The following is a 23,924-nucleotide window of genomic DNA, read 5'->3' as shown; positions in this document are numbered from 1 at the left end:
GACGCGAATGCTCAATATCGAAAACCTTCACGCCAATGTCGGCGACACACCGATCCTCAAAGGCCTCACCCTCGAAGTGCCTGCCGGCGAAGTGCACGCCATCATGGGGCCGAATGGCGCCGGCAAATCGACCCTCGCACACGTGCTGGGGGGAAAGCCGGGCTATGAGGTTACGCAGGGCTCGGTGGAGTTCCGGGGGGGCGATCTGTTTGATCTCGACCCGCATGAGCGCGCCGGAGCAGGTCTGTTCCTCGGCTTCCAGTATCCGGTCGAAATTCCCGGTGTGTCGAACGTCCAGTTCCTGCGCGAGGCGCTCAATTCGCAGCGCAAATATCGCGGCGAAGAGCCGCTTTCTGGCGGCGAATTCCTGAAGCTTGCCAAAGAGAAGGCAGGGCTTCTCAAGATGGACATGGAAATGCTCAAGCGGCAAGTGAATGTCGGCTTTTCGGGCGGTGAGAAAAAGCGCGCCGAGATGGTCCAGATGGGCATTCTCGATCCCAAATTCGCTGTGCTGGATGAGACCGATTCCGGCCTCGACATCGACGCGCTGCGCATCGTGGGCGAGGGCATCAATTCGATCATGCGCAGCCCTGACAAGGGCGTGCTGCTCATTACGCATTATCAGCGCCTGCTCGACGTGGTGAAACCCGACCGGGTCAGCATTCTTGCCGATGGGCGGATTGTCCAGACCGGCGGGCCGGAGCTTGCGCTGCGGCTCGAGGGTGAGGGGTACGACGCGGTGATGGCAGATGCCTGAGACAGCGACCCTTCCGACACGCCGTGACGAGGCCTGGCGCTATGCCGACGTCGATGCGCTTGCGCGGATCGGGGCCGAGGCGCTCGACCAGTGGACCGAAATGGCTGTCCCGGCGGGGGAAACCCACCGTGAATCCTTCATCGTTGGCGGCGACGCACCGGAGCTTCGCCGCATTCGCCTTGTGCTAAGCGCTGGTGCACGGGCCGAACTGTTCGTCACCAACATTGGCGCCGACTATACCCGCCTCGAAGTCGAAGTGACGCTCGGCAAAGGCGCGCATTTCGAATTTGGCGGGATCACGATCGGCGGCGGCGATGCGGTGCGCGAATTCGTAACCACGACGATCCATGCCGAGCCTGAGGCGACCAGCAATCAGACGGTGCGGAGCGTCCACTGGGGCACCGGCACCGGCAATTTTCTCGGTGAAATCAAAGTGGCGCGCCGCGCCCAGAAAACCGGCGCTGCGCAGGATTTCAAAGGCTTGCTGCTCGAAGCGGGAGCGAGCGCCAATGCCGTCCCGCAGCTCGAAATCTTTGCCGACGACGTCAAGTGCGCGCACGGTGCGACTGTCGGTCAGCTCGATGAATCCGCGCGCTATTACATGGCCGCGCGCGGCCTCTCGCCGGAGGAGACGCGGCGTCTTTTGGTGCAGGCTTTCTTAGGGGATGCGCTTGTCGAACTCGGCGATGATGCAGAGCGCGAGAGACTCCTGGAGGCAGCTCTGGAGAAACTGGAGGAGAGAAAGTGATGATGAAAAGGGGTCTACTGGTAGCGTTTCCGGTGGCCGCACTCTTTATGGGAGGTGCGGGCACACCGTCGGCTGAAGCTTCCGAAACAGCCGAACTCCCCCCGATCAGCGCGTTCGCTCCCATCCAGCGCTACGCCATATCGCATGACGAGCCGCACGATCATGTCGATTTCTATCTGCGAGATTACGGTATGAGAGCGAACGGCGCTGTCATCGCAGAGATGGCTCACGAAAAGGACCCGAACCTTCGCGTCGTGCTTGTTACGATCGACGATATGGAGGACGACGCGATTGCCGGCGTCCAGTGGCGTTTCGATCTGCGCTCCAGTGCAGGGCGCTGGAAAGCCGTCGAGGCCGGGATGCGGCGCAAGTGCCAGCGCGGCCCGAATGCCGGCGAATGGACGAGGGAAGTGTGTCCGTGATGCCCCATTCATTCGAGATGAGGCGATGAACGCGCCTGCCACCATAAGTCTGGCCGAAGAACTGCGCGCGGATTTCCCGGGCATGGTCACGCGCGACGGAGCGCCTTGGCATTACCTCGATACAGCGGCGACCGCGCAGAAACCGCGGGAGGTGATCGATGCGATGAGCCGCGCACTTGGCGAGGATTATGCGACTGTGCACCGCGGCGTATACTCCCGTTCGGCCGAGATGACGCGCGCCTATGAAGATGCGCGGCGAACGATTGCAACATTCCTTGGTGGACGCGAGGAGGAAATCGTCTTCACCCGCGGTGCGACCGAAGCGATCAATCTCGTCGCGAACAGTTGGGGCCGGGCGAACCTCAAGCCGGGCGACCGCATCCTGCTGTCGCAGCTTGAGCATCATTCGAACATCGTGCCGTGGCAGATGATCGCGGCGGAGACAGGTGCAGAAATCGATGTGTGTCCGCTGACGGACGACCACCGGATCGATCTCGCCGCGGCCGAAGAGATACTGACCGAGCAGCACAGGCTGGTCGCTTTGTGCCATGTCTCCAATGTACTTGGCAGCGTGCTCGACGCGCCGCTCGCCGCTGATTTGGCGCACAAGGTTGGCGCGAAGCTGCTGCTTGATGGGTGCCAGTCCGCCCCGCACATGGCCGTCGATGTCGGCAGGCTCGGCTGCGATTTCTATGTCTTCAGCGCGCACAAACTTTACGGTCCCACCGGGATCGGAGCGCTATGGACAAAGGGCGACATTCTCGGCGCGATGCCCCCATGGGAAGGCGGCGGATCGATGATCGACCGCGTGACTTTCGAAAAGACCACCTATGCGCCCGCGCCGCAGCGTTTCGAAGCTGGCACGCCTGCAATCGCCGAGGCGATCGCCTTTGCCGCTGCTGCTGACTATGTCGCCGCAGTTGGGATCGAGCGGCTGCACAGGCACGAAGCCGGGCTGGTCGCCCGCCTGCGCCGGGAACTTGGCGCGATGAACGACGTCACCCTGTTTGGCCCCGCCGACAGCGCAGGCATCGTCAGCTTCGCGATCGACGATATTCACCCCCACGATCTCGGCACGATCCTCGACGAGGCGAATGTAGCGATCCGCGCGGGGCACCATTGCGCGCAGCCCCTGATGGACTATCTCGAAGTCCCGGCCACGGCGCGCGCCAGTTTTGGTCTGTATTCTAACGATGACGATGTTGACGCGCTGCTGGAAGGGATCGCCCGCACGCGCCGGATTTTTGGAAAAGCATGATGAACAAGCCTCAGGAAGAACGCGAATTCGTAGCGGCACCGGCGCCGAACGATCAGGTCGTAAAACCGCCGCGTGCGCGCGTTTCGGACGTGGTTGACCCCGACGAAGCCGCTGCGCCGCGCGAGCGCGACTATCTCGAAGGATTCTTGCATCAGAAACCCGCAGAAGGGCCGGTCGGCGGAGCGGGCAGTGATCTGCAGACCGCGGTGGTCGATGCGCTCAAGGAAATCTACGATCCGGAAATTCCGGTAAATATCTACGATCTCGGCCTGATCTACGGTGTCGAAGTCGATGATGACGCCGATGCGACCATCACCATGACGCTGACCACGCCGCATTGCCCCGTCGCAGAGACGATGCCGGGCGAGGTCGAGCTGCGCGCTTCATCGGTTCCCGGCATCCGCGATGCGGAGGTCAATCTGGTCTGGGATCCGCCGTGGAGCCCGGAAAAGATGTCCGACGAAGCGCGGCTCGAACTGGGAATGCTGTGATGGCTGATATCACGATCCGAAACATCGATTACGCCGATCCGGGCGATGCAGCCGATCTTATGGAATTGCTCGACTATTACGCGCGCGATCCCATGGGCGGGGGCGAACCGCTGAACCCCGAGGCAAAGGCTACGCTTGCGGCAAAGATGCAGGATTACCCAACAGCGTTTTCGCTGATCGCGTATTCGGATGGCGCGCCTGCGGGACTGGCAAACTGTTTTGTCGGCTTTTCGACATTTGCTGCAAAGCCGCTGGTCAATATTCACGACGTGATCGTGAAGTCGGAGTTTCGCGGACAGGGCGTTGGCAAAGCGCTGTTTGCCGAGATCGAGACCATCGCGGCGGACAAGGGCGCATGCAAGGTCACGCTTGAGGTGCTGAGCGGTAATGAGCCGGCGAAAGCGCTCTATGCGTCGCTCGGCTATGGCGATTATCAGCTTGACCCCGACATGGGCCATGCATTGTTCTGGCAAAAGGAGCTCGCGGCATGACCGATACGAAAACGCGCAAACTGCCCGCGGCGGTCATCCTGACCGAAGGTGCGGAGCGGCGCATCGCCGACCTCATGGCCCAAGCACCCGATGACGCGATCGGAGTGAAGCTATCGACGCCGAGGCGGGGGTGTTCGGGGCTCGCCTATTCGGTCGACTACGTCACCGAAGAAACGAAGTTCGACGAGAAAATCGAAACGCCCGGCGGCACTTTCTACATCGACGGGGCGAGCGTGCTCTACCTTGTCGGCTCGACCATGGATTGGCGCGAAGACGACTTTACCGCAGGCTTCGTGTTCGAAAACCCGAATGCGAAAGGCGCATGCGGCTGCGGTGAGAGCTTTATGGTTTGATGGCCACGACGGTTGAACTGACCACCTATATCGATGCGAGCTCGGATGAGGTCCTGCGCCGGGTCATGACCCCGCGCCTGCTCGATCACGTCGCGTCGCCGATGCTGACATTCGATTACCCGGCTGCGTTCGAACGCGGTGGCGATTGGCCCATGGGCGAGCACCGCGTGCGCATGAAGTTGTTCGGTGTCGTCCCGATCGGCTGGCAGATTATCGGTATCGAGATTCCCGAAAGCCCCGATGCCGATACGCATATCCTGCGTGACAATGGCTATGGACCGCTCATCACCCGCTGGGACCATTGGATCGTGATCCGCCCCGACCCTTCAGGTGAAGGCACGCGCTACACCGACCGCGTGCACATCGCCGCCGGTTTGTTGACGCCTATCATCGCGGCCTATGCTCGGATCTTCTACACCCACCGCCAGAACCGTTGGCGCGAGCTGGCACACTCGAACTTCGCCGCGCTCGAGACGTAGCGTCTAGTCGCCTTCGTCGATAATCCGCGCGAGCAGGCGGCGTTCGAGCTCATCGACTTCGCCATCGGCATCGACCATTTTTTCCAGCCAGTCCTGCTCGAAATCGGTCACTTTTGCGCCCTCTGCTGCGCGCTCTTCATATCCCGCCGCGGTGCTGCGTTTCCCGAAGACCTTGCCGAAATGATTGGCAACCTGCGGAGCTTCCTGCGCGGCCCTGGCAATGAAGCGCCCGACATTGACGCTGGTATCGGCCATGAAGCTTTCGAGTTCGGTGGCGCGGCCATGGCTGATCTGGGCGCCTTCGAGCATGAATCCTTTGAGGAAATTGCTGACTCCGTCGAGGAACAAATCATCCCATTCAGGCGCATTTTCCTCCGCGAGCGTCTTGTCTTTCAGCCTAAACAGCAATTCTGCATCGAACCGGCTGACTGCGGCCGGGCCGTGACCGCCGCTGGCAAAGATCACACGCCGCAGGATGCGGACCTCCGCTGCGCTGATATGCGTGGCCGATAGCTCGCCCCCGCAGCGTGTTGGGCCTGTGCCGCTGACCACCTCTCGCTCAATCTGGGCGAGGACATAATTCTTCAGCTTGTCCGGGGTGTTTTCGGCTCGTTCGACAATGCGGACAAGCGTTTCAAGCTCAGCCATGCTGTCGACCATGCCGTCATGATCGACCTGCGCGATGAGCCATTCGGCCTCTTCGTCGCTGCATTGCAGGCGCGGCTGCGTTCCATTGAGGACAAATTCGCCGACAGCCTCGACCATGAAATCGGTCCAGGCGTCGTCGCGCTCGGTCAGCACATGGTTGATTGCAAAGACAGCTTCGGCCTCTTCTCGGGTAATCTGGCCGTCGCCCCAGCCCTGCTGACGAAGGGCCAGCAATTCCTGCGGCGAAATCGCCCCGTCGGTTGCGGCACGCTGTGCAAGCTCGGTGAAATGTGTCGTCATAGCCCGGTCAAACCCCTTGGATAGTTGGGGCGGACATACCGCAAATGTACTTAAGACCGGGTTACCGCCGCGCGATTTCTGCGGCGCAGGCCTCGCTGTCGGCACCCCTGCCACCGTCCCTCAGGCGCGCTTCCACATGGGTTGCGACGGGCTGTGCGCCGTTCGCGCGGGGGTAGAGGAAGATATCGAGGATGCAGGTCCGGCCAGCAAACTGGAGCTTGCGGGCATCGCCTTCGGTTAGGTCGATCCGGGCCGTGCCAAAACGCGATGTCAACGCCTGCGCCCGCTGTCCGATGATACTCGCAGGACCGCTCGATGCCTCTGCGGCTTGCGTTCTCGATTGGGTTGGGGGCTGGAACACGGGTGCGTTGGACGGGGCCGGAATGAAGCCAGACCCGGCACAGGCAGAGGTCGCACCGAGCATGGCGATAAGGACGAGATTACGCATCGGCGGCTTTCTTGCGGCGCATCGCATCGTGCGTCAAATGCGTTCCGGCCGCTGCACCGACAATTGCTGCGATCAGGTTCACAAATGGGATGAGCATCATTGCGGCGACGACCGCGCCGAGCAGGAATCGCGAGGATCCTTTGACAGGACTCGGTGAAAGAAGACCCCCGCTTTGCCGCAGCCACGTCATATCGGTGAGCTCACGCCCAAGCAGGACCGCATTGACAAGCAGAAACACGATTGCGGGGCCGAGCCCCGTGAAAAGCAGAACGGCAGCGACCGGCAATGCCAACAGATTGAGGCTGACGGCGCGGCCAAATCCCCTCAGCGAATTGGCGATGTCCCGGTGCAGTGGGAGCGCGCGTGCCCTGTCCGCGCCATGCGGATAATGCCGCGCCTCGACAGCAGCCACGATCTCGTCGGCAAAGAATTGCAGCACCGCCAGAGCGATGATGCGAAACAGGAACCAGAACGCGATCAAGGCAATGATCGCCGCCGCCGCAGCCTGCGCGAAACCGCCCGCCTCCCAGCCAAGCCACGCGAAAAACCACGCAAGGCCGAAATAGAGCCCGACCCCGCCTGCCACAAAGATCAGCAGCGTGATCACGATGCTCTTGACCGCGACCCGCACGATCGCGGGATCACCCAGTTGGGACACGGCTTTCGAGAGGGATACAAGTACTGCGTTCACAAGGATGAGGGATGCTGCGGCAGCCCGATGAAGTCAAACGCGAAACTCCGCCCCTCCGCCCTTGGCCAACAGCGCAGAGGGCGCTAGGCGATGCGGCGAACGGATATATTTCAAGACAGGATGAATTAGAGTGACTGAACCGCGTTATGACGTGATCGCCATTGGCAATGCCGTGGTCGACGTGATTGCCTCTTGCGAAGAGGAGCTGATCGAGGAGCTTGATCTCAATCGCGGCGGGATGACGCTGGTGGATGAAGCGCGCGCCGATGAACTCTATTCCGCGATGCCACCGGCGCGCGAATTGTCGGGCGGTTCGGCTGCCAACACGCTCGCAGGCCTTTCGACCCTTGGCCTGCAATGCGCGTTCATCGGGCAGGTTGCCGACGACCAGCTTGGCAAGGTGTTCCGGCACGATATGCGCGCGACGGGCATCGATTTCGATACCCCTGCTCGCGAGAGCGAACCGGCCACCGGCCGCGTGCTGATCTTCGTAACGCCCGATGGCGAGCGGACGATGAATACGTTTCTCGGTGCCGGCCAGTTCCTGCCTGCTGCCGCGCTCGATGAGGAGCTGATCGCAAGCGGCGGAATCCTCTATCTCGAAGGGTATCTGTGGGATCCGGAAGAGCCGCGCCGCGCCATGCGCCGCGCGATCGAGGTCGCGCGCAAAGCGGGCCGCAAGATCGCCTTTACCGCGAGCGAAAGCTTCGTCATCGACCGCCACGGCGACGATTTCCGTTCAATGATCGAAGACGGTGTCATCGATATCCTGTTCGTCAACGAAAGCGAACTTGCGACCTTGACGGGTGAGGACGATTTCGAAGCTGGCCTTGCTGCTGTCGCGGGCAAAGTGCCTGTCCTGGTTGCGACCCGCAGCGAAAAAGGCGCCGTCGCCATCGCCAATGGCGAGCGCGCCGAAGTTCTGGCCGAACCGATCGACAAGGTCATCGACACGACGGGTGCAGGCGACCAGTTCGCGGCTGGCTTCCTCTCCGGTTTCGCCAAGGGCGAACCTTTGGAGCGCTGCCTGAAACGCGGCGCGATTGCCGCTGCCGAAGTCATCTCGCATTACGGCCCGCGGCCCGAAGTCGATATGAAAGCACTGATGGCTGATAAGCTCTAGCGTCCGAGAAACTCAGTCGTAGCGCAGAAAGCTGTAGGATACGCATGACACATCGGGCGATGTGTCACCCATGTTCTTACAAGCTTTCCTTGGAATTTCAGCAGCATGGCGATGTTGGATAGGGATGACATATGTCCTACACGAAGGCGCTGCCTGAGGGATTGCCGACGATTTGAAAGAGCCGCGCGCCCTGTACCGCGAACGGCTCCTGTAGGAAAATCTCTGGGGCTGAATTCACTGCGCGGGCACGTAATCATCCCGGCGCAGCGTCACCAGATACTCCGCGACTTGCTCGATCTGTTCAGGCTCGAGGTCGAAATCCATCACCTCCGGGTAATTGTGCGCATTGGCGAGCCAGCTTGCGAGCGTTTCGTCGGTGACACCCGGATTGTTGGCGATCGCTTCGAAAGTGGGAGAAGCGGGATTGGGCGACAAAAACGGGGGCTCGACGGCGTGGCAACCACCGCAGGCCGCCTCGACAAAGGCAGGCGGACCGGGATCGGTCGAAGCGACGCCGGCAGGGGCCGCCGTCTGGCAGGCAGAAAGAAGCACCGCGAGAAGTGTCAGCGGCACGGCGAGCGGATAGATGGGGGCTTTGGTCATGGACGCACGAAAGCACGGTTAGCGCACTCATTCATTGATCGAAGTCAAATTCGATCATCTGGTAGGAATGGAGGCCCCGCCCGGAGGGTGGATGCGGGCGGGGCTCACGCATCAGCTTGACTTATGTGCAAGTCCTGCGCTGACGGCTTCTGCCCTAGCTTGGGCAATGACTTCGTCGCGTACGGGCGCAACGGCTTTCATGGTTTCCCTGATGCATTTACGCGCCACGGTCCCTGCGCGTATCGAGCGTGTCCAGCCGGTGCTGCACACCTGCCTGACGGCTTTCTTGATCCGCTCATCGAGCGTCGCTCGTCCTGCATTCTCGGTCAGATTGAGGTCCTGGTAATCGATCGCAACGGTGTTCAAGCCTGGATCGGCTGCTGCGGGATATCCTACAGCGCCCAGAGTGAGTGCGATGGCCAGTGCTACGGTCTTCATGTCGGTCTCCCTTGTTAGTGACCCGCACAAATTGGCGCGGGCACTTCGGAAAGGCCAATTAAAAGCTGGTTTGATATATAAGTTCAGCTTATAGTCTGGATATGCGAACGCTGCCTCCCCTTACCGCCATTCGCGCCTTCGAGGCGGCGGCTCGGCACAAGAATTACACGCGCGCCGGAGAGGAGCTTGGCCTCACTCAGGCAGGCGTCAGCTATCAGATCAAGAATCTCGAACAGCGCGTCGGAACGCTTTTGTTCGTGCGGCAAGGTCGCTCGATGGAGCTTACACTCGCTGGTGAGGCCCTGGCTCCGCGGATTGCCCAGGCATTCGCCGCGATGGAAAGCGCCTTCGCCTTGCTTGGCGAAAATGAAGATTCTGTGCTTTCGATCGCCTGTTTCCAGACCTTCGCGACAAACTTCCTCGCCCCCAGGCTGGGTGCCTTTCAACTCGCCAATCCGGGGATCGCCGTGCGGATCGGAGTCAGCAATCGCTATGTCGACCTCGATGCGGGCGAAGCGGATCTGGCCATCAGGCTGTCGCGCGAAGCGACGCCCGAACTTGAATCGCATTTCCTCATGGATCTTGGAATTGCGCCATTTGCCAGTCCGCAATTCGTCGCGCGTCACCCCGAATTGCAGAGAGCGAATGCTGCTATACCGGATGAGCACCGCATATCCACGGGCACTGCATGGTGGCAGCTGTGGGATGAAGCGCATTGTACAGTGAGGGGTGCTGGCGGCGCCATTCAGACGCGCGGACTGGAATTCGATTCACAGATACTTGATGCGGCGGCTGCGATGAGCGGCAATGGCATTGCCATCCTGGCCCCTGCGCTCTTTGCCTCGGAAGCCGCGGCAGGCAGACTCCAGCGAATCGGCACGGCGATTGCCAGGCCGGGGGGCGTCTTTCGCTTGGTCTATCCCGGGGTGCGGCAGCACTCGCCAAAGGTCCGGGCTTTCCGTCAGTGGCTGATTGCTGAGATAAAACAGCATCTTGGCGCGGATCCCGACGGCTTGTTACGCCAGCATCCACCGTCAGCGCCAGCCTAGCGGCTTTCCCGTCCCACTTCGCGCCAGCCTATGTCGCGGCGGCAGAACCCGCTTTCGAAGCTCACCGCATCGACGGCCTCATAGGCGGCGCGCTGCGCTGCGGTGACGTTCGCTCCTGTGGCGGTCACGCTCAGAACACGACCGCCACAAGCAACAAGATCGCTGCCTTGATGTGCAGTGCCCGCATGAAAAACCTTCGCGCCGCGTTTTTCCGCATCGCCAAGGTCGATCACTCCGCCTTTGCTGGGCGTGCCCGGATAGCCTTCTGCCGCCATCACTACGGTGAGCGCGGTCTCATCGGAAAATTCAGCTGACTGGCCCGCCAACTGCCCCTTTGCGCAGGCCATCATCAATTCGGCGAGGTCGCTTTCCAGCCGCAGCATCAGCACCTGGCATTCGGGATCTCCGAAGCGGCAATTGTATTCGATCAGCTGCGGGCCGTCTTGCGTCAGCATCAGGCCCGCATAAAGGACGCCGGAATAGGGCATGCCCTCGGCCCGCATTGTCTCGACCGTTGGGCGGATGATCTCATCCATCGCGCGTTGCTGCAGCTCGGGCGTGAGCACCGGCGCAGGAGAATACGCGCCCATCCCTCCGGTGTTCGGACCCACATCGCCTTCGCCGACCCGCTTGTGGTCCTGCGCCGTGCCGAACGGCAGGATAGCCTCGCCGTCGGTCAGCGCGAAAAAGCTTGCCTCCTCCCCTTCGAGAAATTGCTCGATCACTACCTCGGCCCCGGCATCGCCGAACTGTCCGGAGAACATGTCGGCGAGAGCGATCTCTGCGCTTTCAATCGTGTCGGCGATCACCACGCCCTTGCCCGCGGCGAGGCCATCCGCCTTGAGCACATAGGGCGCATCAAAGCGGGTCAGTGTAGCGCGCGCCTCATCCAGCGAGCGGGTTCGAACATAGGCCCCGGTCGGGATGCCGGCCCGCGCGCACAAATCCTTGGTAAAGCCCTTGCTGCCTTCGAGCTGCGCGGCGGCTTTCGACGGTCCGAAGACCCCTATTCCCGCTCCGCGCAGACTGTCGCCCAGGCCGTCCACCAGCGGCGCTTCGGGCCCGATCACGACAAGATCGATCGTCTGCGCCCGGCAAAAGCGGATGCAGGCATCGTGATCGGTGGTGTCGAGGCCCGCGGTTTCCGCACATTGGGTGATGCCCGGATTTCCGGGGGCAGCGATCAGGCGTTTGCAGCTTGGGGATTGCGCCAGTTTCCATGCTAAAGCATGTTCGCGTCCACCCGACCCCAGCAGAAGGATATTCATGGCTCGCGCCCCCTCCAATTCCAACAATGACGGGCTGGTAGCGCGCGTGGCTCAAGGCGACAACGCCCAGCCATTGTCGATCACCGAGATTTCCTCCTCGCTGAAGCGGATGGTCGAGGAGCGGTTTGGCCATGTCCGCCTCCGCGGCGAGCTGTCGGGGGTGAAGCGCGCCGCGTCGGGCCATCTGTATTGCGCGCTCAAGGACGAGAATGCCGTGCTTGACGGGGTCATGTGGCGCGGCAGCACCAACCGCCTCGCCTTCACGCCCGAAGACGGGCTGGAAGTGATCGCGACGGGCAAGCTGACGACCTATGCCGGGCGTTCGAAATACCAGGTCGTGATCGAAAGCCTGGAATTGGCGGGCGAGGGTGCCCTACTGGCCTTGCTGGAGAAAACGCGCGCCCGGCTGGAGGCGGAGGGGCTGTTTGCGCGCGAGCGCAAGCGTGCCTTGCCGTTTCTGCCGCGCACGATCGGTGTCGTGACGTCACCAACCGGATCGGTTATTCGCGATATCCTCCACCGGCTGGCCGACCGGTTTCCAAGCCATGTCGTCGTGTGGCCGGTGCTGGTCCAGGGACAGGGCACGGCGGAGCAGGTGGCTGGCGCGATCCGAGGGTTTTCAGAGCTTTCTCCGGGCGGTCCGGTAGCGCGGCCGGATGTCGTGATCGTCGCGCGCGGCGGCGGATCGATCGAGGATTTGTGGAGCTTCAACGAAGAGGTGGTGGTTCGCGCAATCGCCGAATGCACCATACCGGTTATTTCGGCAGTGGGGCACGAGACCGACACGACGCTGGCCGATTACGCTGCGGACCGGCGTGCCCCAACCCCCACCGCGGCAGCCGAAATGGCGGTGCCGGTGCGGATCGATCTGGACGCCACCCTGGCCGATTTCGCGGGCCGTCAGCGGCGCGCAGTGTATCGCCCGGTAGAATTGGGCCGGGAGCGGCTCGAGGCGCGCGTACGCCACCTGCCGCGCGCCGAAAACCTGCTGCAACCGCAGGCCCAGCGCCTTGATGAGCTTTCCGATCGCCTGCGCCGCGGGCTCATGGACCGCGCCGCGCAAGGCCGAGAACGGCTTGCCGGTACAGCGTCCCGCCTTTCGCCAAATGCGCTCACCCGCGCGCATTCCGAGGCGCAGCGGCGGCTCGAACAAACCCGGCTCGTCCCGGCCTTGGTCGAGCGCCCGCTGGCAACCAAGCGCGAAAAGCTCGCCGCGCTCGCCCGTCTCGCGGAGCAATTGCATCCCAGGAAGCCGCTCGAGCGCGGCTATGCCATCGTCACCGATGCGGCGGGCAAGGCGCTGACGAGCAAGGCCCAGGCAGAGCGCGAGAGTGCGCTTAAGCTGCAATTCAAGGACGATGTTCTAGATGTGATTCCTGCTGGCGGAGATCCCGCGCCGAAAAAGCAGCAGAAGCCGCGCGCCCGATCTGCGCCAACAGCCGGAACGCCTGCGCGCCAAGACGATTTGTTTGACTGAAACCCCGATGTTAGTGAGACGCCCATGTTGATGTCCTCCGGCGACAAAGCCGCAAAGCTCTATTACGCCTCCGGCAGCTTTCGTGTGCTGCGCCCCGGCCAGCATGTGTTCTGCGCGGTCAGCGGGGAAGTCATCCCGCTCGAAGACCTGCGGTATTGGAGCGCCGAGCATCAGGAGGCCTATGCCACCCCCGAGATCGCGACGCGGCGCCTGCTGGGCGAAGGCTAGGCGATATGCGGGCGCGTTGGACATCTTGGGCGGCAGCACTGGCCCTTGCCGGATTGATGAGCGTTGCCCACGCCAATCCGGATGCTGCGGCGGTGCCCGAAACAGGATCGGTCGCCGCGTCCAACTTCAGATATTCCGGTGAATTGACGCAGGGCGGCTGGATCCGCGGGATTGCGCCCGATGGCGCGATCGAAGTGACGCTTGCGGGCGAAAAGATCGACGTGGCCGAAGACGGTTCCTTTTTTGCCGCCTTCGACCGCGACAGCGCGAACGAACTGGCTCTCGCCGCGATTACAGCCAAGGGGAGCACGATTGGCGAAACGGTCTCGGTCACGCCCCGCAATTGGCAGATCGAGCGGGTCAATGTCGCGAAACGCGGCGGCGGCACCAGCGAAGCCTGGTGGAAGAAGCGTGAACCGGAATGGAATGCGATTGTCGGCGCGCGCGCGAAACGGACAGGCGCGGCCGGCTGGCGTCAGGACTTCATCTGGCCGGTCACCGGCCGCATTTCGGGCCGCTTTGGCCGGCAGCGCATCTACAAGGGTGAGCCCGGCAGCTATCATTCCGGTATCGACATCGCGCCCGGCAACGGCGTGCCCTTTGTCGCCCCCGCAGACGGCGTGGTGGTGCTCGCACGGACTGGCTTCAGCCTGGAAGGCGGTCTCATCATTATCGACCACGGCGCAGGTCTGAACAGCGCGTTTCTCCATGCCTCGAAAATCGTGGTGGCCGAGGGCGAGAGCGTGACCCAGGGCCAGCATATCGGCAATGTCGGGGCGACCGGACGCGCGACCGGGCCGCATCTCCACTGGAGCCTCAAATGGAATGACGCGCGGCTCGACCCGCTGCTCTTCACCGGCCCGATGAACTGATATGTCGGGCTTTCGCCGCGTGATGGCGGCGATCTTGCTTGCGTTGCTGTGCGCCCCCGGCACGTGGCTGCGCTCACCCGACCTTGATCTGGCTCCCGCAACGATCGGGCTTTCGCGCATTCAGGCGGAGGCACCTGCAGTGCAAGGGCCATGGCGCGTTGCTGGCGTGTGGCATTACGACGCGGACAGTGTCTTGTTCGGAGGTTTCTCCGCGCTGATCCCGCTGGAGGACGGGCGGCTGCGCGCTTTTTCCGATCGCGGCGGTCAATTCTCCTTTATCCAACCCGACCGGCCCACAGCGCCTTTCTCGGTGACAAGTCAGCCGATTGCCTCGGACCGGCTGAACGACCGGCGCGATATCGAGGCTGCGACCATTGACGCGGAGAGCGGCGATACCTGGCTGGCTATGGAGCAGAGGCACTCGGTGCACCGCTTCGACCACGCGGGGAGACCAACCGGTGTGCGTATTATCGACGATGGGCCTCTCGACTGGTCCCGCAACAGCGGCGCGGAAGCGATGACCCGGCTCGGCGATGGGCGGTTTCTGCTCCTGCCAGAGCGCGGCAGATCAGGGCTCATGTTCGCGGGAGACCCTGTGCTGGATCACCCATTCAGCATTGTCACATACCGTCCGCCGATGCCGGGATATGCAGCGACTGATATGGCGCAATTGCCGGATGGTCGCATATTGCTCCTGCTGAGGAGCGTGAATTTGTCGCGCGGATTGCCACGATTCGAAAGCAAGCTCGCCATCGCGCCGCCGCCGGACCCGTCGGGGAGCAAGGCGTGGGCCCCGCAAATTGCGCTCGATCTTGGCGGATTGATCCCGCAGGAGAACTATGAAGGGATGGCCGTGCGCGAGCGGGATGATGGCAGCGTGGCCGTGTGGCTGATTTCCGACGACAATTTTTCGGTGGTCCAGCGCACTTTGCTGGCGCAACTGATCTTCGATGCTCCAGAGCGATAGCGTGCAGACGCAAAAAGGCGCGCCAGAGCGATTGCTCCGCGCGCCTTCAGACTTTTTCGAGCAGAAGAGCCGCTTTATGCGGCGTCCGCTGCGGCCTTCTTCAGCTCACGCTTCACCTTGAGCGCGCGCGACGAAAGCTTTTCGTCCTTGGTTTTCAGCAGCCAGTTGTCGAGACCGCCATTGTGCTCGACCGAGCGCAGGCCATGGGTCGACACGCGGAATTTGAAACCGCGCTCCAGCTTCTCGCTGAGCAGGGTGACATTCTGCAGATTCGGCAGAAAGACGCGCTTCGTCTTGTTATTGGCGTGGCTTACATTGTTGCCCACCTGGCGACCCTTGCCGGTCAGTTCGCAAATACGCGACATGATATCTCTCGTCTGTTCAAAATTGGGGGCTGCCAGCGATTCGGCGGCCCAGGCTCGGGTTATCCCGGAAAGCGGCGCGCATAGCCGGGGGCGGGTTTCGCGTCAAGCAAACTCGGTGAAATGCGCTGTGGCAGCACCCCGTGAATTAATTCTCGGAACCATCTGTTCCGGTTAGTCATTGGAATAGCGCGTGTTCGCCAGGCAAGAAATGCATCGGACCGTGTTTTGGAGGAATACAATGAAAAAGTTTATCACTGCAGCGCTCCTCGGAGCCGCATCACTCGGCCTAGCCGCATGCGACGTCGATCAGACCGAAGAAGGCTCGCTTCCTGAAGTCGAGGGCGGTAACATGCCCGAGTTTGACGTGGAGCCCGCCGATGTCGATGTCGACAGCAATATTGAAATGCCGGAAGTCGATGTGGATGTCGATCAACCGGATGCAGACGGCGAGCCGGTCACCGGCGACGAGTAAGCAAAACGCATGGTGACGGGGCCGGGCACACGCTGGCCGGTCCCGCCAGCCATGATGCGCGCCCTAGACGCGGCGCACGATGCGGCGGCGATGGGCGAAGTGCCTGTCGGCGCCGTCGTCGTTTTGGACGGCGAGGTCATTGCCGTCGCGGGGAATGCCACACGCACGCCCCCCGATCCAACCGGCCATGCCGAGATACGCGCCTTGCGCATGGCCGCGGAAACGCTCGGTCGTGACAGGCTGAGCGGATGCGATCTGTACGTCACGCTGGAGCCATGCGCGATGTGCGCGGGCGCGATCAGCCACGCCCGCATCGCGCGCCTCTACTACGCAGCGAGCGACCCGAAAGGTGGCGCGGTCGAACACGGCGCGAAGGTATTCGAGCAAGAGCAATGCCTGCACCGGCCCGAGGTCTATTCGGGTATGGGCGAGGCCGAAGCTGCTGAATTGCTGCGCGGGTTTTTTAAGGAGCGGCGGTAGGAGGAGTTACCAATCGGCTCTCGCTACCTTACAGCCCCCGCCAGATCTTCGCCGTCGCGCCATCGCGCGCGCCGTATCTTCCGCTGTCGCAGCGGGCCGGTCTGAAGCGCGCGCCGTAGCATAGGCGCAGTTCCTCAAGCCATCCGCGCTTATTCAGCTTCACGCCGATCTGGCTGGCGCTCCAGCCGGGATTTGCGTCGGCGAAAGCCTGGCGGATGCGGCCTGCGGTCAGGCCCTCCTCCCGGCTGATCCGGTCGTAATCGGGGATGCGCAATGACTCCCATAGAATCCGCGTCACCTTGAAATAGGTTTCGGGACGCCGGGTCATGCAGCTGCCATGCTTCGCCCATTGCCGCGCCACCAGCCGTGCCGAGGGCATCATGCACAAATTCGCGCGCAGCTCCGCTGGGGTGAGCCTTCCTCGCGGCCGGCACCATTGCGGCCATGACCCGCCGCTTTCCGGCCACAGCCCGTGTACGACGAAGCCGAAACGACCATTGTCGCCGGAACATTGCACGCGGTGCGCGCGGCTGTCTACGCGCGGTTTGCAGAATTCCGGCGACCAGCTGAGCGCCATCGTAAAGCCCGTCACCGGAATTTCGCGGCGCGGCCCCTCCGCGGTGATCTGGGGGACGGTCGATACACTGGGCGTGCGACACTGATAGGCCTGAGCATAGGCGTTTGCGGGCAGCGCGAGTGCGACCAATGCGATCGGGAGTCCCCGCATCTCTATTCAGGTTTCCCTTCGGATCCAGGCACCCGCATCCGGCTGGAATACGAAATAGAGCGCCGCGATATTCATCGCCAGAATGATAGCATATGCCGCAAAGAAATAGACGTTCATCGTCGGCTCGATGACCTCCGCAACGAGCGACAGCGCGCTGAGCAGGACCAGAAGCGCCAGGATATAACGAACGAAACCCCACCGGGCGACCGAGATCAGCATCCAGATGCCCAAGCTGATCGCAAAAGTGATCGCCACGATGGTGGGCAACAATCCGGCAACAAAAACCTGTGCGTCGGGCCCGCCACCACCAAGCGCGACCTGATTGTGGATGTCCATTACCAGCCAGTCCCATCCGGCAATAAAGACGAATAACTGTACGATCAAAGCGCCAAGATAAAGGTAATCAAACTTGCTCATCGATGCGGTTTTCATGCGTCCCTCCTGAAAATTCGCGGAAAGACTTCGCAATATTTGGTGAAGCTCTAATTAAAGCGGTTTGAAATCGAGGCCAATATCTGCCGCAGGCGCGCTTTGGGTCAGCCGTCCGACCGAACAATAGTCGACCCCGCTTGCCGCCTTCGCCGCGATCGTATCGAGATTGATCCCGCCGCTTGCCTCGGTCGGTACGCGCCCCGCGACCATCTCGACAGCCTGCGCGAGCGTCTCGGGCGACATATTGTCGAGCAGCAGGTGATGGGCACCAGCTTCCAGGGCAGGTTCGATCTGATCGAGGCGGTCGACTTCGCAGATGATCGGTCTGACGCCAGCATCGCGGGCGCGGCGCACCGCTTCGCCGACGCTGCCGGCGACAGCGACGTGGTTGTCCTTGATCATTGCTGCGTCCCACAATCCCATGCGGTGGTTCTGAGCGCCTCCCATCCGGGTTGCGTATTTCTCCAGCACGCGCAGGCCGGGAAGGGTCTTGCGCGTGTCGAGAAGCGTACACGAAGGATTGCCGCCCCCCTTTGGTCCATACCCACGCATCGCGGTCACATATTCGTGCGCCATGGTGGCTATGCCCGAGAGATGCTGGACGATGTTGAGCGCACTGCGTTCAGCGGTGAGCAGCGCGCGGGCATTGCCTTCAAGCCGCATCAGGTCCGTTCCTGCGCTCACCTTGTCGCCGTCCTGCGCGAGGGCTTCGATCTGCACGTCCGGGTCGAGGTGCCGAAAAAACGCCTCGGCCAGAGGAAGTCCGGCGACCACCACCGCATCGCGGCTGTCCATGACGCCGGCAAAGCGCGCTTCGGCAGGGATCACGCTCTCCGAAGTGACATCACTCCCGCCGCCTTCGAGCCCCACGCCCAAGTCCTCGTCCAGCGTGGCGCGGATGAATGTGTCGAGGTCGAAGCCGGGAAGCATGAAGGTCATGCGCTATCCATAAACGGACCGGCAGGGTCCGCAAGGGTGACCGCCCGCCCGCAGCGGGCGCAGCTCTGCTGCGCGTCTGGCGAGGAGGAGAGCGCGGATGCGCTCTTCCGGAAATCAATGCACGAAGCGCGCAACCACATCGCGGTAGGACCGGCTCACCTTCACCTCGGCACCCGAATCCAGCACGAGGAAACATTCGCCATTGGTGTGCGGTTTCACCTGTCGGACTTGGTCGAGGTTCACGATGGTCGAGCGGTGGACACGCTGGAACTTGCGCGGGTCGAGCCGGCGTTCGAGATCCTTCATCGTTTCGCGCAGGATCAGCGAATTATCGCCGGTGTAGATGCACATGTAATCGCCGGCGGCTTCGATATGTTCGATGGTCTCGACCTCGACGCGGAAGATCTGCCCGCGGTCTTTCACATTGATCAGCTTCTCGAAGCGTTCCGAGCCCGCATCTTCGCTCTCGTTGAAATTTGCGGCGCGATCGGGCGCGACTTCTGCCAGTACATCGAGCAATTGCTCGGCATCCTCGGCCGATTTCTTTTCCGCGATACGCTGACGCACGCGTTCGACAGTATCGGCGAGCTTGTCTTCATCGACCGGCTTCATCAGGTAATTGACGGCATTGGCCTCGAAGGCGCGGATGGCGTGCTCTTCGAACGCGGTAACGAAGACGAACAGCGGTGGCTCGATCTCCATCACGCCCTTCACGACGGAAAAACCATCGAAACCGGGCATCTGGATGTCGAGGAAGACCAGATCGGGTTTCTCAGTCTTGATCTTGCGGATCGCTTCTCGCCCGTTCGAACACGTGTCGATCACCTCGACATCTTCGAACTGTTCGAGCCTGACCTGGAGGCCCTGGATAGCGAGTTTTTCGTCATCGACGAGGATTGTGCGAATAGTCATTTGGAAGATCCAATGGCTCGTGGGGGGTTAAGGTTTATCACATTATCGGCGACAGGTTCAGGGTCTGAGCCGACGGATGCGTCGTTCGGAGCCGGTTTCGGCTCCGATTTGCTTTCGAGCTCGGGCTCGGAAGCGGTTGCAGGTTCATATGGGATTTCGATCAGCACTGTGAAGCCGCCGCCCGGTTCGGAACGGGTTTCGAACAGGTGCGTCTCGCCATATGCCTGCATCAGCCGGTTGCGGATATTGGACAGCCCCACACCGGTCGATACCGGGCCGCCCGAATTCGTCTGCGTGTTGCTTTCGATCAGACCCTGCTGGATCGGCCCTTCAAGACCCGGCCCGCTGTCCTCGACAGTCATGCGCAGCCGGTCCCCGACCACGCGCGCCGTGACAGAGATGCGGGCGCCCTCTTCCTGAGGGCTGACGGCATATTTGATCGCGTTTTCGACCAGGGGTTGGAGCAACATCGAAGGGAGGCAGGCGATGCGCGCCTCATCATCTATTTCGAAATGGGTGCGCAGGCGCTCTTCGAACCGCATACGCTCGATATCGAGATAGAGGCCGAGCGTCTCGATCTCCTGGTCCAGGGTCACCTGGCTGCCCGGCTCCGCGATCAGGGTATGGCGCAGGAATCCCGACAGCCGCGTTAGCATCGCGTTAGCGGGTTCCGTCTGCTTGAGAAGCACCAGCGTGCTGATCGAATTGAGCGTGTTGAACAGGAAATGCGGGTTCAACTGGTAACGCAGCATCGCCAATTGTGCGGCGGTCGTCTGCGCCTCCAGCCGTTCGAGGCGATCCGCCTGTTGCTCCGCCGTCAGGAAGAAGTTGATCGCGTAATAGAGCGCGCTCCATCCGCCCAGCAGGGTCAAGGGGATGAACAGCAGACCAAGAAAAAGCTGAGCGAAATTGGTCTCGCGCGCTCCGCCATAATAAATGCCCTGCACCCACGCGTCGATCGTGGCGTACACGACGACCGCACCCGCCAGCGCGATGGCGGTCATGCCCCAGGTGACGACCGGCCTGCGGTCGATCAGCTGGCGATAGATAACCGACAGCACGAGGGTCAGCGAGAACCCGGTGATCGTCGTTACAACGATGATGGCGAGCAGATCGAGCGGTTGACCGTTGGCCAGCGCGGAGACCGCCCGCAGAAGGAAAGCGCCGCCCCATCCGGCCAGCTGAAGGTTCCAGAAAGCGCGGTTCTTGCTCGCGAAAAACGGTACAGGCTGAATTGGAAGCACTGCCATAGAAAATCGTCTGTAGCCGATTTTTGTGAATGCCGCAGCGGATTTTGCCATCTATCGGCGTGCGCGCGCACCGTTTTGGCGCAGGATTGCGGTTAATCGGAGCTGTTAACGCCGCGGATGCTGGCGGTCTCGCGCTCGAAATGCTGTGACCAGTCCGATTTTCCTGCCGAGTCCCTGACAGCCGCAATCCCTGCAAATTCGCCGCGCACATGCTCGGCGCGCTTGCTCCATTTTTCGTGCGAGCCGCGCAGAAACAGGACCGCTCCGCTCGACGGCCTGAACCGCTCGAAAAATCGCACGGCGGCTTCTGGGTTGTAACCGGCATTGGCGAGCAACCAGGGCATCAACCGGTCGGCTTCGCGCTCGGTCGCCCGGACATTGCGGCGGCTGCGCCCATGACGGTCCAGCCATGCTTTGTGCTGGAGCAGGTTATGCGCCAATTCGTGTGCGATGGCTCCAGCGAGCTGATCTTTGGGATAGGCAAGTCCTCCGAAACGGGTCCCGATGACGACGCGCTCACCATCGGCAAGCGCGGTGTCGCCGTCACCGGTAAGCTCGAATCTGGAGGCGCAGGCTGTGACGGGACGGATATCGACTGCGCTCCCATCCGCAAATTCGAAGGTGATGTCTGGGTTGCTCACCAAATGCTGGCGGATTGAATCGTGCGCGCGGACAAGGCGGCGCCAATCGAGCCGCGCCTCTGCGGACCATGCGTTGGGATTGCTGCCGGCGATGCGCGTGATTTCACGGTTGCGTCTGAATGCTCCCGTCATTGCCGCGGGTGATCCTCGTGCAGCGGTCTGCACCGCGAAATCGCCGTCGATGCCCAGCGCCGCACGTGCGGTTTCGGGCGAGCGATAGCCTGCCGCATCCTGTAATTGCAGGCCGATCGCCGGAACAGCATCGGCACAATAGGCGGCGTTGGCTGTTACCAGTCGCCAGCCAATATCCTGCAGTTTCTGGTCTATGGTCTGGAAGCGCTCGATCGCGGCGATTTCCTCCGCCAGTTCGATCTCGTCAGGTGCCTGCGCAGAAAGAGCGGAAGCGCTGAGCGCCCCGACCAGAGCAATGAAGGCGCCCAGGCGCATCAGCTGCCGAGGGGTGGGCCTGCCTCGGCGAGGGTTTCCTTCATCCGGTCATACCCGACATAGCCGTTGATCGTCGTATCCCCTGCGATCCAGCCGGGCGTGCCGCCGAACCCGAGCGACTGAGCGATCGAGGTGTTGCGCGCCAGCTCGGTCGTGACCGCGTTCGAGGCCGCATCAACGCGCGCGCGCTCGAGATCCATGCCGATATTGCGGGCCACGATTTCGGCGGTTTCCGAGTTGGCTGGGCCCATCTTGAACATCGCATCGTGGAATTCCGGATACTTGCCTTGCAATGCCGCGGCGAGCGCCATCCGCGCTGCACCTTCACTGCCCTGGAATTGCGGCAATTCGCGCAGAATGACTTTCAAATCCGGGTCTTCCGCGATCAGGCGCGTTACATCGGGAACACTCGCTTCGCAGTAGCCGCAATTGTAATCGGTGAATTCAACGAGCACTTTTGTGCCATTGGGGTTACCCATGACCGCCCCGGGAAACGGTTCATATACCTCTCCGCCGAGCTGGGCGAGCCGTTCACGCCCCTGTTTTTCTTGAAGGGCGACAAAGAGTTCCTCGAGTATCTCGGGGTTCTCCATCATGTAGGCACGGGTGCGGTCATCCGCGAAGCCCGAATAGGACCAGGCAGCGGCCCCGGCAAAGCCGAAAACCAGCGCGACCAGCGCCGAAAGCAGGTATTTTGTGAAGCTTGAAGCCATTATTGCCCGGTCTGATTGGTTGAAGGTGCGCCGAAGGCTTTAGCGCGCGTCGCGGATCCGTTCCAGTTCCGACCGCGCCTGCAAAGCAACGTCCTGCGCGCGGATCCAGTCGGTAGAGCCCACCGGCAGGCCTGCCTCCGCCGCCTGCGCGTTGCGCAAAGCCTCGGGATAGCGGCGGCTCATCACTTGCTGTTCGGCGCTGGCGAGGCGCGCGCGCGGTATGTCGCCGCGTGCGGCATAGACGACGCCGAGTTGATACCAGGCGAAGGGATTGAACCGGTCTCTCGCGACGGCGGCGCGCAGCACGCGCTCGGCCTCGGCGAAGTTTTTCTGATCTTCGGTCGCGATCAGGGCATGCCCGAAAATTCCTGCAATCAGCGGATGGTTGAGCGTGATCTCTGTCGCCCTGCGCAGCGGTACAAGCGCGTCTTCCGGTCGTCCCGATTCGAGCAGGATCTGACCTTCCACTTCAAGAAAGTAGGGATTGTCCGGCTCCATCGCGAGCAATGCCTCTGTTTCCGCCAAGGCCCGGTCCATCTGCGCATCCTTATGAAATGCATAGGCCCGGGCATAGCGTGCGGGCACGCTGGTGTCGGTATCCGGATAAAGGTTCAGTGTGCGGTGCGGCTCTGCAAGATAGCCGTAAAGTTTGGAGCGCACACGGAGGAACCGTTCCTGCAGGTCGGGGTCGTCCGGCGCGTCCCAGGCGGGATCTGCTTCGTACAGATCGCGCAGGGTCTGCAACCGGTCGCCCGCGAGCGGGTGGGTGCGGCCATAGGCGGCTTCGTCGGCCTGGCTGAAGCCGCGGCGGATTTCCAGATTGCGCAGCCGTTCGAAGAATGTGAGCGAACCGCGTCCCGAAATGCCTGCACCTGAAAGGTAGCGCGCGCCAGCGAGGTCGGTTGCGGCTTCCTGATTGCGGTTGAAGGCGAGAAAACTGCCGAGCGCCGCCTGCTGACCGGCGAGCACTGCCCCGATTGCCGCATCGCCTGCCCCTGCAAGCGCTGCACCGACGCCGAGCAACAGGGAAAGCAAAGTGATACCCTGCGCAGAACTGGTCCGCTCTCCGAAGCGAACGACATGCCCTGCAGTGATGTGGCCGAGCTCGTGCGCGATGACGCCCTGCACTTCATTGGCGGTTTCCGCGGCATTCAGCAGTCCGGCATGAACATAGACGACCTGCCCCCCCGCGACGAAGGCGTTGATCGACGGATCGTTGATGAGGACGATGTCCACATTGCCCGGCTCCAGCTCCGATGCCTCGATCAGCGGCGCGGCCATGTCGTTGAGCAGCGCCTCGGTCTCGGCATCGCGGAGAATCGATTGTGCCGCGACCGGGCCTGCCGCCATCATCAGGGCGGCGAGGAGCGCCAGCGCATAGGCAACCATGCGGGCTGCATGGTGCCGCGTGTGCGAAGAGAGCGGGGCAGTCATC

General features: G+C 62.1%; 31 protein-coding genes. 16 read left to right on the top strand and 15 right to left on the bottom strand.

The genetic code is table 11. The annotated features are described in order from the left end of the window. The first annotated feature begins 7 nt into the window (after window positions 1-7). The 8 genes from sufC to KCG45_RS05025 are packed head-to-tail and all read left to right on the top strand — an operon-like array spanning window position 8 to window position 4,999. The gene (sufC, locus tag KCG45_RS05060) at window positions 8-757 is read left to right on the top strand and encodes a Fe-S cluster assembly ATPase SufC (protein ID WP_218315985.1); all 750 of its coding nucleotides are present in this window, start codon (window positions 8-10) and stop codon (window positions 755-757) included. Next, window positions 750-1,505 carry a SufD family Fe-S cluster assembly protein gene (locus KCG45_RS05055; RefSeq protein ID WP_218315984.1) on the top strand — a complete coding sequence of 252 codons (756 nt, stop codon included), beginning with the start codon at window positions 750-752 and terminating at the stop codon, window positions 1,503-1,505. The genes sufC and KCG45_RS05055 overlap by 8 nt, the downstream gene beginning before the upstream one ends. Then, on the top strand, window positions 1,505-1,927 hold the full coding sequence (locus tag KCG45_RS05050) for a hypothetical protein (RefSeq protein ID WP_218315983.1): 423 nt from the start codon (window positions 1,505-1,507) through the stop codon (window positions 1,925-1,927). The genes KCG45_RS05055 and KCG45_RS05050 overlap by 1 nt, the downstream gene beginning before the upstream one ends. Window positions 1,928-1,952: 25 nt before the next feature. Further along, on the top strand, window positions 1,953-3,185 hold the full coding sequence (locus tag KCG45_RS05045) for an aminotransferase class V-fold PLP-dependent enzyme (RefSeq protein ID WP_218315982.1): 1,233 nt from the start codon (window positions 1,953-1,955) through the stop codon (window positions 3,183-3,185). Beyond that, entirely contained in the window at window positions 3,185-3,676 is a 492-nt protein-coding gene (locus KCG45_RS05040) for an SUF system Fe-S cluster assembly protein (protein WP_218316453.1), read from the top strand. The genes KCG45_RS05045 and KCG45_RS05040 overlap by 1 nt, the downstream gene beginning before the upstream one ends. Next, window positions 3,676-4,167, top strand: coding sequence for a GNAT family N-acetyltransferase (locus tag KCG45_RS05035; protein WP_218315981.1), 492 nt, complete (start codon window positions 3,676-3,678; stop codon window positions 4,165-4,167). Before KCG45_RS05040 ends, KCG45_RS05035 begins: the two co-directional genes overlap by 1 nt. Beyond that, complete coding sequence (locus KCG45_RS05030; protein WP_218315980.1) at window positions 4,164-4,520, top strand: HesB/IscA family protein; 357 nt, start codon at window positions 4,164-4,166, stop codon at window positions 4,518-4,520. The genes KCG45_RS05035 and KCG45_RS05030 overlap by 4 nt, the downstream gene beginning before the upstream one ends. Further along, complete coding sequence (locus tag KCG45_RS05025; protein WP_218315979.1) at window positions 4,520-4,999, top strand: Rv1443c family protein; 480 nt, start codon at window positions 4,520-4,522, stop codon at window positions 4,997-4,999. Before KCG45_RS05030 ends, KCG45_RS05025 begins: the two co-directional genes overlap by 1 nt. Before the next feature lie 3 nt (window positions 5,000-5,002). Here KCG45_RS05025 and KCG45_RS05020 read toward each other — a convergent pair whose 3' ends face one another. The 3 genes from KCG45_RS05020 to KCG45_RS05010 form a co-directional block, all read right to left on the bottom strand. Then, window positions 5,003-5,947 (bottom strand): hypothetical protein, encoded by a 945-nt coding sequence (locus KCG45_RS05020; RefSeq protein WP_218315978.1) that lies wholly within the window; start codon window positions 5,945-5,947, stop codon window positions 5,003-5,005. Window positions 5,948-6,008: 61 nt separating this feature from the next. Then, a complete protein-coding gene (locus tag KCG45_RS05015; protein ID WP_218315977.1) occupies window positions 6,009-6,395 on the bottom strand; it encodes a hypothetical protein in 387 nt (128 codons plus the stop codon). After that, window positions 6,388-7,086: an EI24 domain-containing protein gene (locus KCG45_RS05010; protein ID WP_218315976.1), complete on the bottom strand. Its 699-nt coding sequence runs from the start codon at window positions 7,084-7,086 to the stop codon at window positions 6,388-6,390. The genes KCG45_RS05015 and KCG45_RS05010 overlap by 8 nt, the downstream gene beginning before the upstream one ends. A gap of 130 nt (window positions 7,087-7,216) precedes the next feature. Between KCG45_RS05010 and KCG45_RS05005 the strand changes: the two genes are divergently transcribed. Next, complete coding sequence (locus KCG45_RS05005) at window positions 7,217-8,209, top strand: adenosine kinase (RefSeq protein WP_218315975.1); 993 nt, start codon at window positions 7,217-7,219, stop codon at window positions 8,207-8,209. 234 nt (window positions 8,210-8,443) lie between these two features. On the opposite strand, the gene KCG45_RS05000 is transcribed toward KCG45_RS05005, so the two are convergent. Together KCG45_RS05000 and KCG45_RS04995 are read right to left on the bottom strand one after the other, a co-directional pair. Then, the gene (locus tag KCG45_RS05000; RefSeq protein ID WP_218315974.1) at window positions 8,444-8,812 is read right to left on the bottom strand and encodes a hypothetical protein; all 369 of its coding nucleotides are present in this window, start codon (window positions 8,810-8,812) and stop codon (window positions 8,444-8,446) included. 111 nt (window positions 8,813-8,923) lie between these two features. After that, window positions 8,924-9,250 carry a UrcA family protein gene (locus KCG45_RS04995; RefSeq protein ID WP_218315973.1) on the bottom strand — a complete coding sequence of 109 codons (327 nt, stop codon included), beginning with the start codon at window positions 9,248-9,250 and terminating at the stop codon, window positions 8,924-8,926. A gap of 101 nt (window positions 9,251-9,351) precedes the next feature. Here KCG45_RS04995 and KCG45_RS04990 point away from each other — a divergent pair, with 101 nt between their 5' ends. Continuing rightward, window positions 9,352-10,299, top strand: a complete 948-nt coding sequence (locus KCG45_RS04990; RefSeq protein WP_218315972.1) for a LysR substrate-binding domain-containing protein — start codon at window positions 9,352-9,354, stop codon at window positions 10,297-10,299. Here KCG45_RS04990 and purD read toward each other — a convergent pair. Beyond that, window positions 10,296-11,567, bottom strand: coding sequence for a phosphoribosylamine--glycine ligase (purD, locus tag KCG45_RS04985; protein WP_218315971.1), 1,272 nt, complete (start codon window positions 11,565-11,567; stop codon window positions 10,296-10,298). The genes KCG45_RS04990 and purD overlap by 4 nt on opposite strands. Between purD and xseA the strand changes: the two genes are divergently transcribed. Genes xseA through KCG45_RS04965 form a run of 4 tightly spaced genes read left to right on the top strand, consistent with a single transcriptional unit; the run spans window position 11,566 to window position 15,111 of the window. Next, the gene (xseA, locus tag KCG45_RS04980) at window positions 11,566-13,044 is read left to right on the top strand and encodes an exodeoxyribonuclease VII large subunit (RefSeq protein ID WP_218315970.1); all 1,479 of its coding nucleotides are present in this window, start codon (window positions 11,566-11,568) and stop codon (window positions 13,042-13,044) included. The genes purD and xseA overlap by 2 nt on opposite strands. 24 nt (window positions 13,045-13,068) lie before the next feature. Then, a complete protein-coding gene (locus KCG45_RS04975; RefSeq protein WP_218315969.1) occupies window positions 13,069-13,272 on the top strand; it encodes a DUF2093 domain-containing protein in 204 nt (67 codons plus the stop codon). A 5-nt stretch (window positions 13,273-13,277) separates the two neighbouring features. Further along, on the top strand, window positions 13,278-14,144 hold the full coding sequence (locus KCG45_RS04970) for a M23 family metallopeptidase (RefSeq protein ID WP_218315968.1): 867 nt from the start codon (window positions 13,278-13,280) through the stop codon (window positions 14,142-14,144). Between the two features lies 1 nt (window position 14,145). Continuing rightward, window positions 14,146-15,111 carry an esterase-like activity of phytase family protein gene (locus KCG45_RS04965; RefSeq protein WP_218315967.1) on the top strand — a complete coding sequence of 322 codons (966 nt, stop codon included), beginning with the start codon at window positions 14,146-14,148 and terminating at the stop codon, window positions 15,109-15,111. Window positions 15,112-15,185: 74 nt separating this feature from the next. On the opposite strand, the gene rpmB is transcribed toward KCG45_RS04965, so the two are convergent. Further along, window positions 15,186-15,476: a 50S ribosomal protein L28 gene (gene rpmB / locus KCG45_RS04960; protein WP_218315966.1), complete on the bottom strand. Its 291-nt coding sequence runs from the start codon at window positions 15,474-15,476 to the stop codon at window positions 15,186-15,188. A gap of 238 nt (window positions 15,477-15,714) precedes the next feature. Here rpmB and KCG45_RS04955 point away from each other — a divergent pair, with 238 nt between their 5' ends. Together KCG45_RS04955 and KCG45_RS04950 are read left to right on the top strand one after the other, a co-directional pair. After that, window positions 15,715-15,948: a hypothetical protein gene (locus KCG45_RS04955; RefSeq protein ID WP_218315965.1), complete on the top strand. Its 234-nt coding sequence runs from the start codon at window positions 15,715-15,717 to the stop codon at window positions 15,946-15,948. A gap of 9 nt (window positions 15,949-15,957) precedes the next feature. Then, the gene (locus KCG45_RS04950) at window positions 15,958-16,428 is read left to right on the top strand and encodes a nucleoside deaminase (RefSeq protein ID WP_255547955.1); all 471 of its coding nucleotides are present in this window, start codon (window positions 15,958-15,960) and stop codon (window positions 16,426-16,428) included. A 28-nt stretch (window positions 16,429-16,456) separates the two neighbouring features. Here KCG45_RS04950 and KCG45_RS04945 read toward each other — a convergent pair whose 3' ends face one another. The 8 genes from KCG45_RS04945 to KCG45_RS04910 all read right to left on the bottom strand — a co-directional run bounded on the left by KCG45_RS04945 (window position 16,457) and on the right by KCG45_RS04910 (window position 23,923). Further along, window positions 16,457-17,155: a ribonuclease T2 family protein gene (locus KCG45_RS04945; RefSeq protein WP_218315964.1), complete on the bottom strand. Its 699-nt coding sequence runs from the start codon at window positions 17,153-17,155 to the stop codon at window positions 16,457-16,459. 6 nt (window positions 17,156-17,161) lie between these two features. Beyond that, window positions 17,162-17,587: a hypothetical protein gene (locus KCG45_RS04940; RefSeq protein ID WP_218315963.1), complete on the bottom strand. Its 426-nt coding sequence runs from the start codon at window positions 17,585-17,587 to the stop codon at window positions 17,162-17,164. Window positions 17,588-17,641: 54 nt separating this feature from the next. Beyond that, window positions 17,642-18,526: a carboxylating nicotinate-nucleotide diphosphorylase gene (nadC, locus tag KCG45_RS04935; RefSeq protein WP_218315962.1), complete on the bottom strand. Its 885-nt coding sequence runs from the start codon at window positions 18,524-18,526 to the stop codon at window positions 17,642-17,644. Window positions 18,527-18,640: 114 nt separating this feature from the next. Next, window positions 18,641-19,438, bottom strand: coding sequence for a LytR/AlgR family response regulator transcription factor (locus KCG45_RS04930; RefSeq protein WP_218315961.1), 798 nt, complete (start codon window positions 19,436-19,438; stop codon window positions 18,641-18,643). Next, window positions 19,435-20,688 carry a sensor histidine kinase gene (locus KCG45_RS04925; protein ID WP_218315960.1) on the bottom strand — a complete coding sequence of 418 codons (1,254 nt, stop codon included), beginning with the start codon at window positions 20,686-20,688 and terminating at the stop codon, window positions 19,435-19,437. The genes KCG45_RS04930 and KCG45_RS04925 overlap by 4 nt, the downstream gene beginning before the upstream one ends. Before the next feature lie 92 nt (window positions 20,689-20,780). Further along, window positions 20,781-21,776 (bottom strand): M48 family metalloprotease, encoded by a 996-nt coding sequence (locus KCG45_RS04920; protein ID WP_218315959.1) that lies wholly within the window; start codon window positions 21,774-21,776, stop codon window positions 20,781-20,783. Further along, window positions 21,776-22,489, bottom strand: coding sequence for a DsbA family protein (locus KCG45_RS04915; protein WP_218315958.1), 714 nt, complete (start codon window positions 22,487-22,489; stop codon window positions 21,776-21,778). The genes KCG45_RS04920 and KCG45_RS04915 overlap by 1 nt, the downstream gene beginning before the upstream one ends. A 39-nt stretch (window positions 22,490-22,528) precedes the next feature. Further along, complete coding sequence (locus tag KCG45_RS04910; RefSeq protein ID WP_255547954.1) at window positions 22,529-23,923, bottom strand: M48 family metalloprotease; 1,395 nt, start codon at window positions 23,921-23,923, stop codon at window positions 22,529-22,531. Window position 23,924: the final 1 nt, after the last annotated feature.

Origin of the sequence: Erythrobacter ani, from assembly GCF_019204025.1 — a bacterium.
In the GTDB taxonomy this organism is placed as follows: domain Bacteria; phylum Pseudomonadota; class Alphaproteobacteria; order Sphingomonadales; family Sphingomonadaceae; genus Erythrobacter; species Erythrobacter ani.
The sequence above is the reverse complement of the archived record's forward strand: the minus strand, read 5'-3'. Positions and strand labels throughout refer to the sequence as shown.

What these genes read in the sequence shown, in the direction of transcription:
- KCG45_RS05050 (WP_218315983.1), top strand. Translation starts at nt 1,505, where the DNA reads ATGATGAAAAGGGGTCTACTGGTAGCGTTTCCGGTGGCCGCACTCTTT.
- KCG45_RS04940 (WP_218315963.1), bottom strand. Translation starts at nt 17,587, where the DNA reads ATGAAAACCGCATCGATGAGCAAGTTTGATTACCTTTATCTTGGCGCT.
- KCG45_RS05030 (WP_218315980.1), top strand. Translation starts at nt 4,164, where the DNA reads ATGACCGATACGAAAACGCGCAAACTGCCCGCGGCGGTCATCCTGACC.
- KCG45_RS04910 (WP_255547954.1), bottom strand. Translation starts at nt 23,923, where the DNA reads ATGACTGCCCCGCTCTCTTCGCACACGCGGCACCATGCAGCCCGCATG.
- xseA (WP_218315970.1), top strand. Translation starts at nt 11,566, where the DNA reads ATGGCTCGCGCCCCCTCCAATTCCAACAATGACGGGCTGGTAGCGCGC.
- KCG45_RS04995 (WP_218315973.1), bottom strand. Translation starts at nt 9,250, where the DNA reads ATGAAGACCGTAGCACTGGCCATCGCACTCACTCTGGGCGCTGTAGGA.
- KCG45_RS05035 (WP_218315981.1), top strand. Translation starts at nt 3,676, where the DNA reads ATGGCTGATATCACGATCCGAAACATCGATTACGCCGATCCGGGCGAT.
- KCG45_RS04915 (WP_218315958.1), bottom strand. Translation starts at nt 22,489, where the DNA reads ATGGCTTCAAGCTTCACAAAATACCTGCTTTCGGCGCTGGTCGCGCTG.
- KCG45_RS04975 (WP_218315969.1), top strand. Translation starts at nt 13,069, where the DNA reads ATGTTGATGTCCTCCGGCGACAAAGCCGCAAAGCTCTATTACGCCTCC.
- sufC (WP_218315985.1), top strand. Translation starts at nt 8, where the DNA reads ATGCTCAATATCGAAAACCTTCACGCCAATGTCGGCGACACACCGATC.
- KCG45_RS04990 (WP_218315972.1), top strand. Translation starts at nt 9,352, where the DNA reads ATGCGAACGCTGCCTCCCCTTACCGCCATTCGCGCCTTCGAGGCGGCG.
- KCG45_RS04970 (WP_218315968.1), top strand. Translation starts at nt 13,278, where the DNA reads ATGCGGGCGCGTTGGACATCTTGGGCGGCAGCACTGGCCCTTGCCGGA.
- KCG45_RS04945 (WP_218315964.1), bottom strand. Translation starts at nt 17,155, where the DNA reads ATGCGGGGACTCCCGATCGCATTGGTCGCACTCGCGCTGCCCGCAAAC.
- KCG45_RS05000 (WP_218315974.1), bottom strand. Translation starts at nt 8,812, where the DNA reads ATGACCAAAGCCCCCATCTATCCGCTCGCCGTGCCGCTGACACTTCTC.
- KCG45_RS05015 (WP_218315977.1), bottom strand. Translation starts at nt 6,395, where the DNA reads ATGCGTAATCTCGTCCTTATCGCCATGCTCGGTGCGACCTCTGCCTGT.
- KCG45_RS04930 (WP_218315961.1), bottom strand. Translation starts at nt 19,438, where the DNA reads ATGACTATTCGCACAATCCTCGTCGATGACGAAAAACTCGCTATCCAG.
- KCG45_RS05025 (WP_218315979.1), top strand. Translation starts at nt 4,520, where the DNA reads ATGGCCACGACGGTTGAACTGACCACCTATATCGATGCGAGCTCGGAT.
- KCG45_RS05055 (WP_218315984.1), top strand. Translation starts at nt 750, where the DNA reads ATGCCTGAGACAGCGACCCTTCCGACACGCCGTGACGAGGCCTGGCGC.
- KCG45_RS05040 (WP_218316453.1), top strand. Translation starts at nt 3,185, where the DNA reads ATGAACAAGCCTCAGGAAGAACGCGAATTCGTAGCGGCACCGGCGCCG.
- KCG45_RS04955 (WP_218315965.1), top strand. Translation starts at nt 15,715, where the DNA reads ATGAAAAAGTTTATCACTGCAGCGCTCCTCGGAGCCGCATCACTCGGC.
- nadC (WP_218315962.1), bottom strand. Translation starts at nt 18,526, where the DNA reads ATGACCTTCATGCTTCCCGGCTTCGACCTCGACACATTCATCCGCGCC.
- rpmB (WP_218315966.1), bottom strand. Translation starts at nt 15,476, where the DNA reads ATGTCGCGTATTTGCGAACTGACCGGCAAGGGTCGCCAGGTGGGCAAC.
- purD (WP_218315971.1), bottom strand. Translation starts at nt 11,567, where the DNA reads ATGAATATCCTTCTGCTGGGGTCGGGTGGACGCGAACATGCTTTAGCA.
- KCG45_RS04925 (WP_218315960.1), bottom strand. Translation starts at nt 20,688, where the DNA reads ATGGCAGTGCTTCCAATTCAGCCTGTACCGTTTTTCGCGAGCAAGAAC.
- KCG45_RS04965 (WP_218315967.1), top strand. Translation starts at nt 14,146, where the DNA reads ATGTCGGGCTTTCGCCGCGTGATGGCGGCGATCTTGCTTGCGTTGCTG.
- KCG45_RS04950 (WP_255547955.1), top strand. Translation starts at nt 15,958, where the DNA reads ATGGTGACGGGGCCGGGCACACGCTGGCCGGTCCCGCCAGCCATGATG.
- KCG45_RS04920 (WP_218315959.1), bottom strand. Translation starts at nt 21,776, where the DNA reads ATGCGCCTGGGCGCCTTCATTGCTCTGGTCGGGGCGCTCAGCGCTTCC.
- KCG45_RS05045 (WP_218315982.1), top strand. Translation starts at nt 1,953, where the DNA reads ATGAACGCGCCTGCCACCATAAGTCTGGCCGAAGAACTGCGCGCGGAT.
- KCG45_RS05020 (WP_218315978.1), bottom strand. Translation starts at nt 5,947, where the DNA reads ATGACGACACATTTCACCGAGCTTGCACAGCGTGCCGCAACCGACGGG.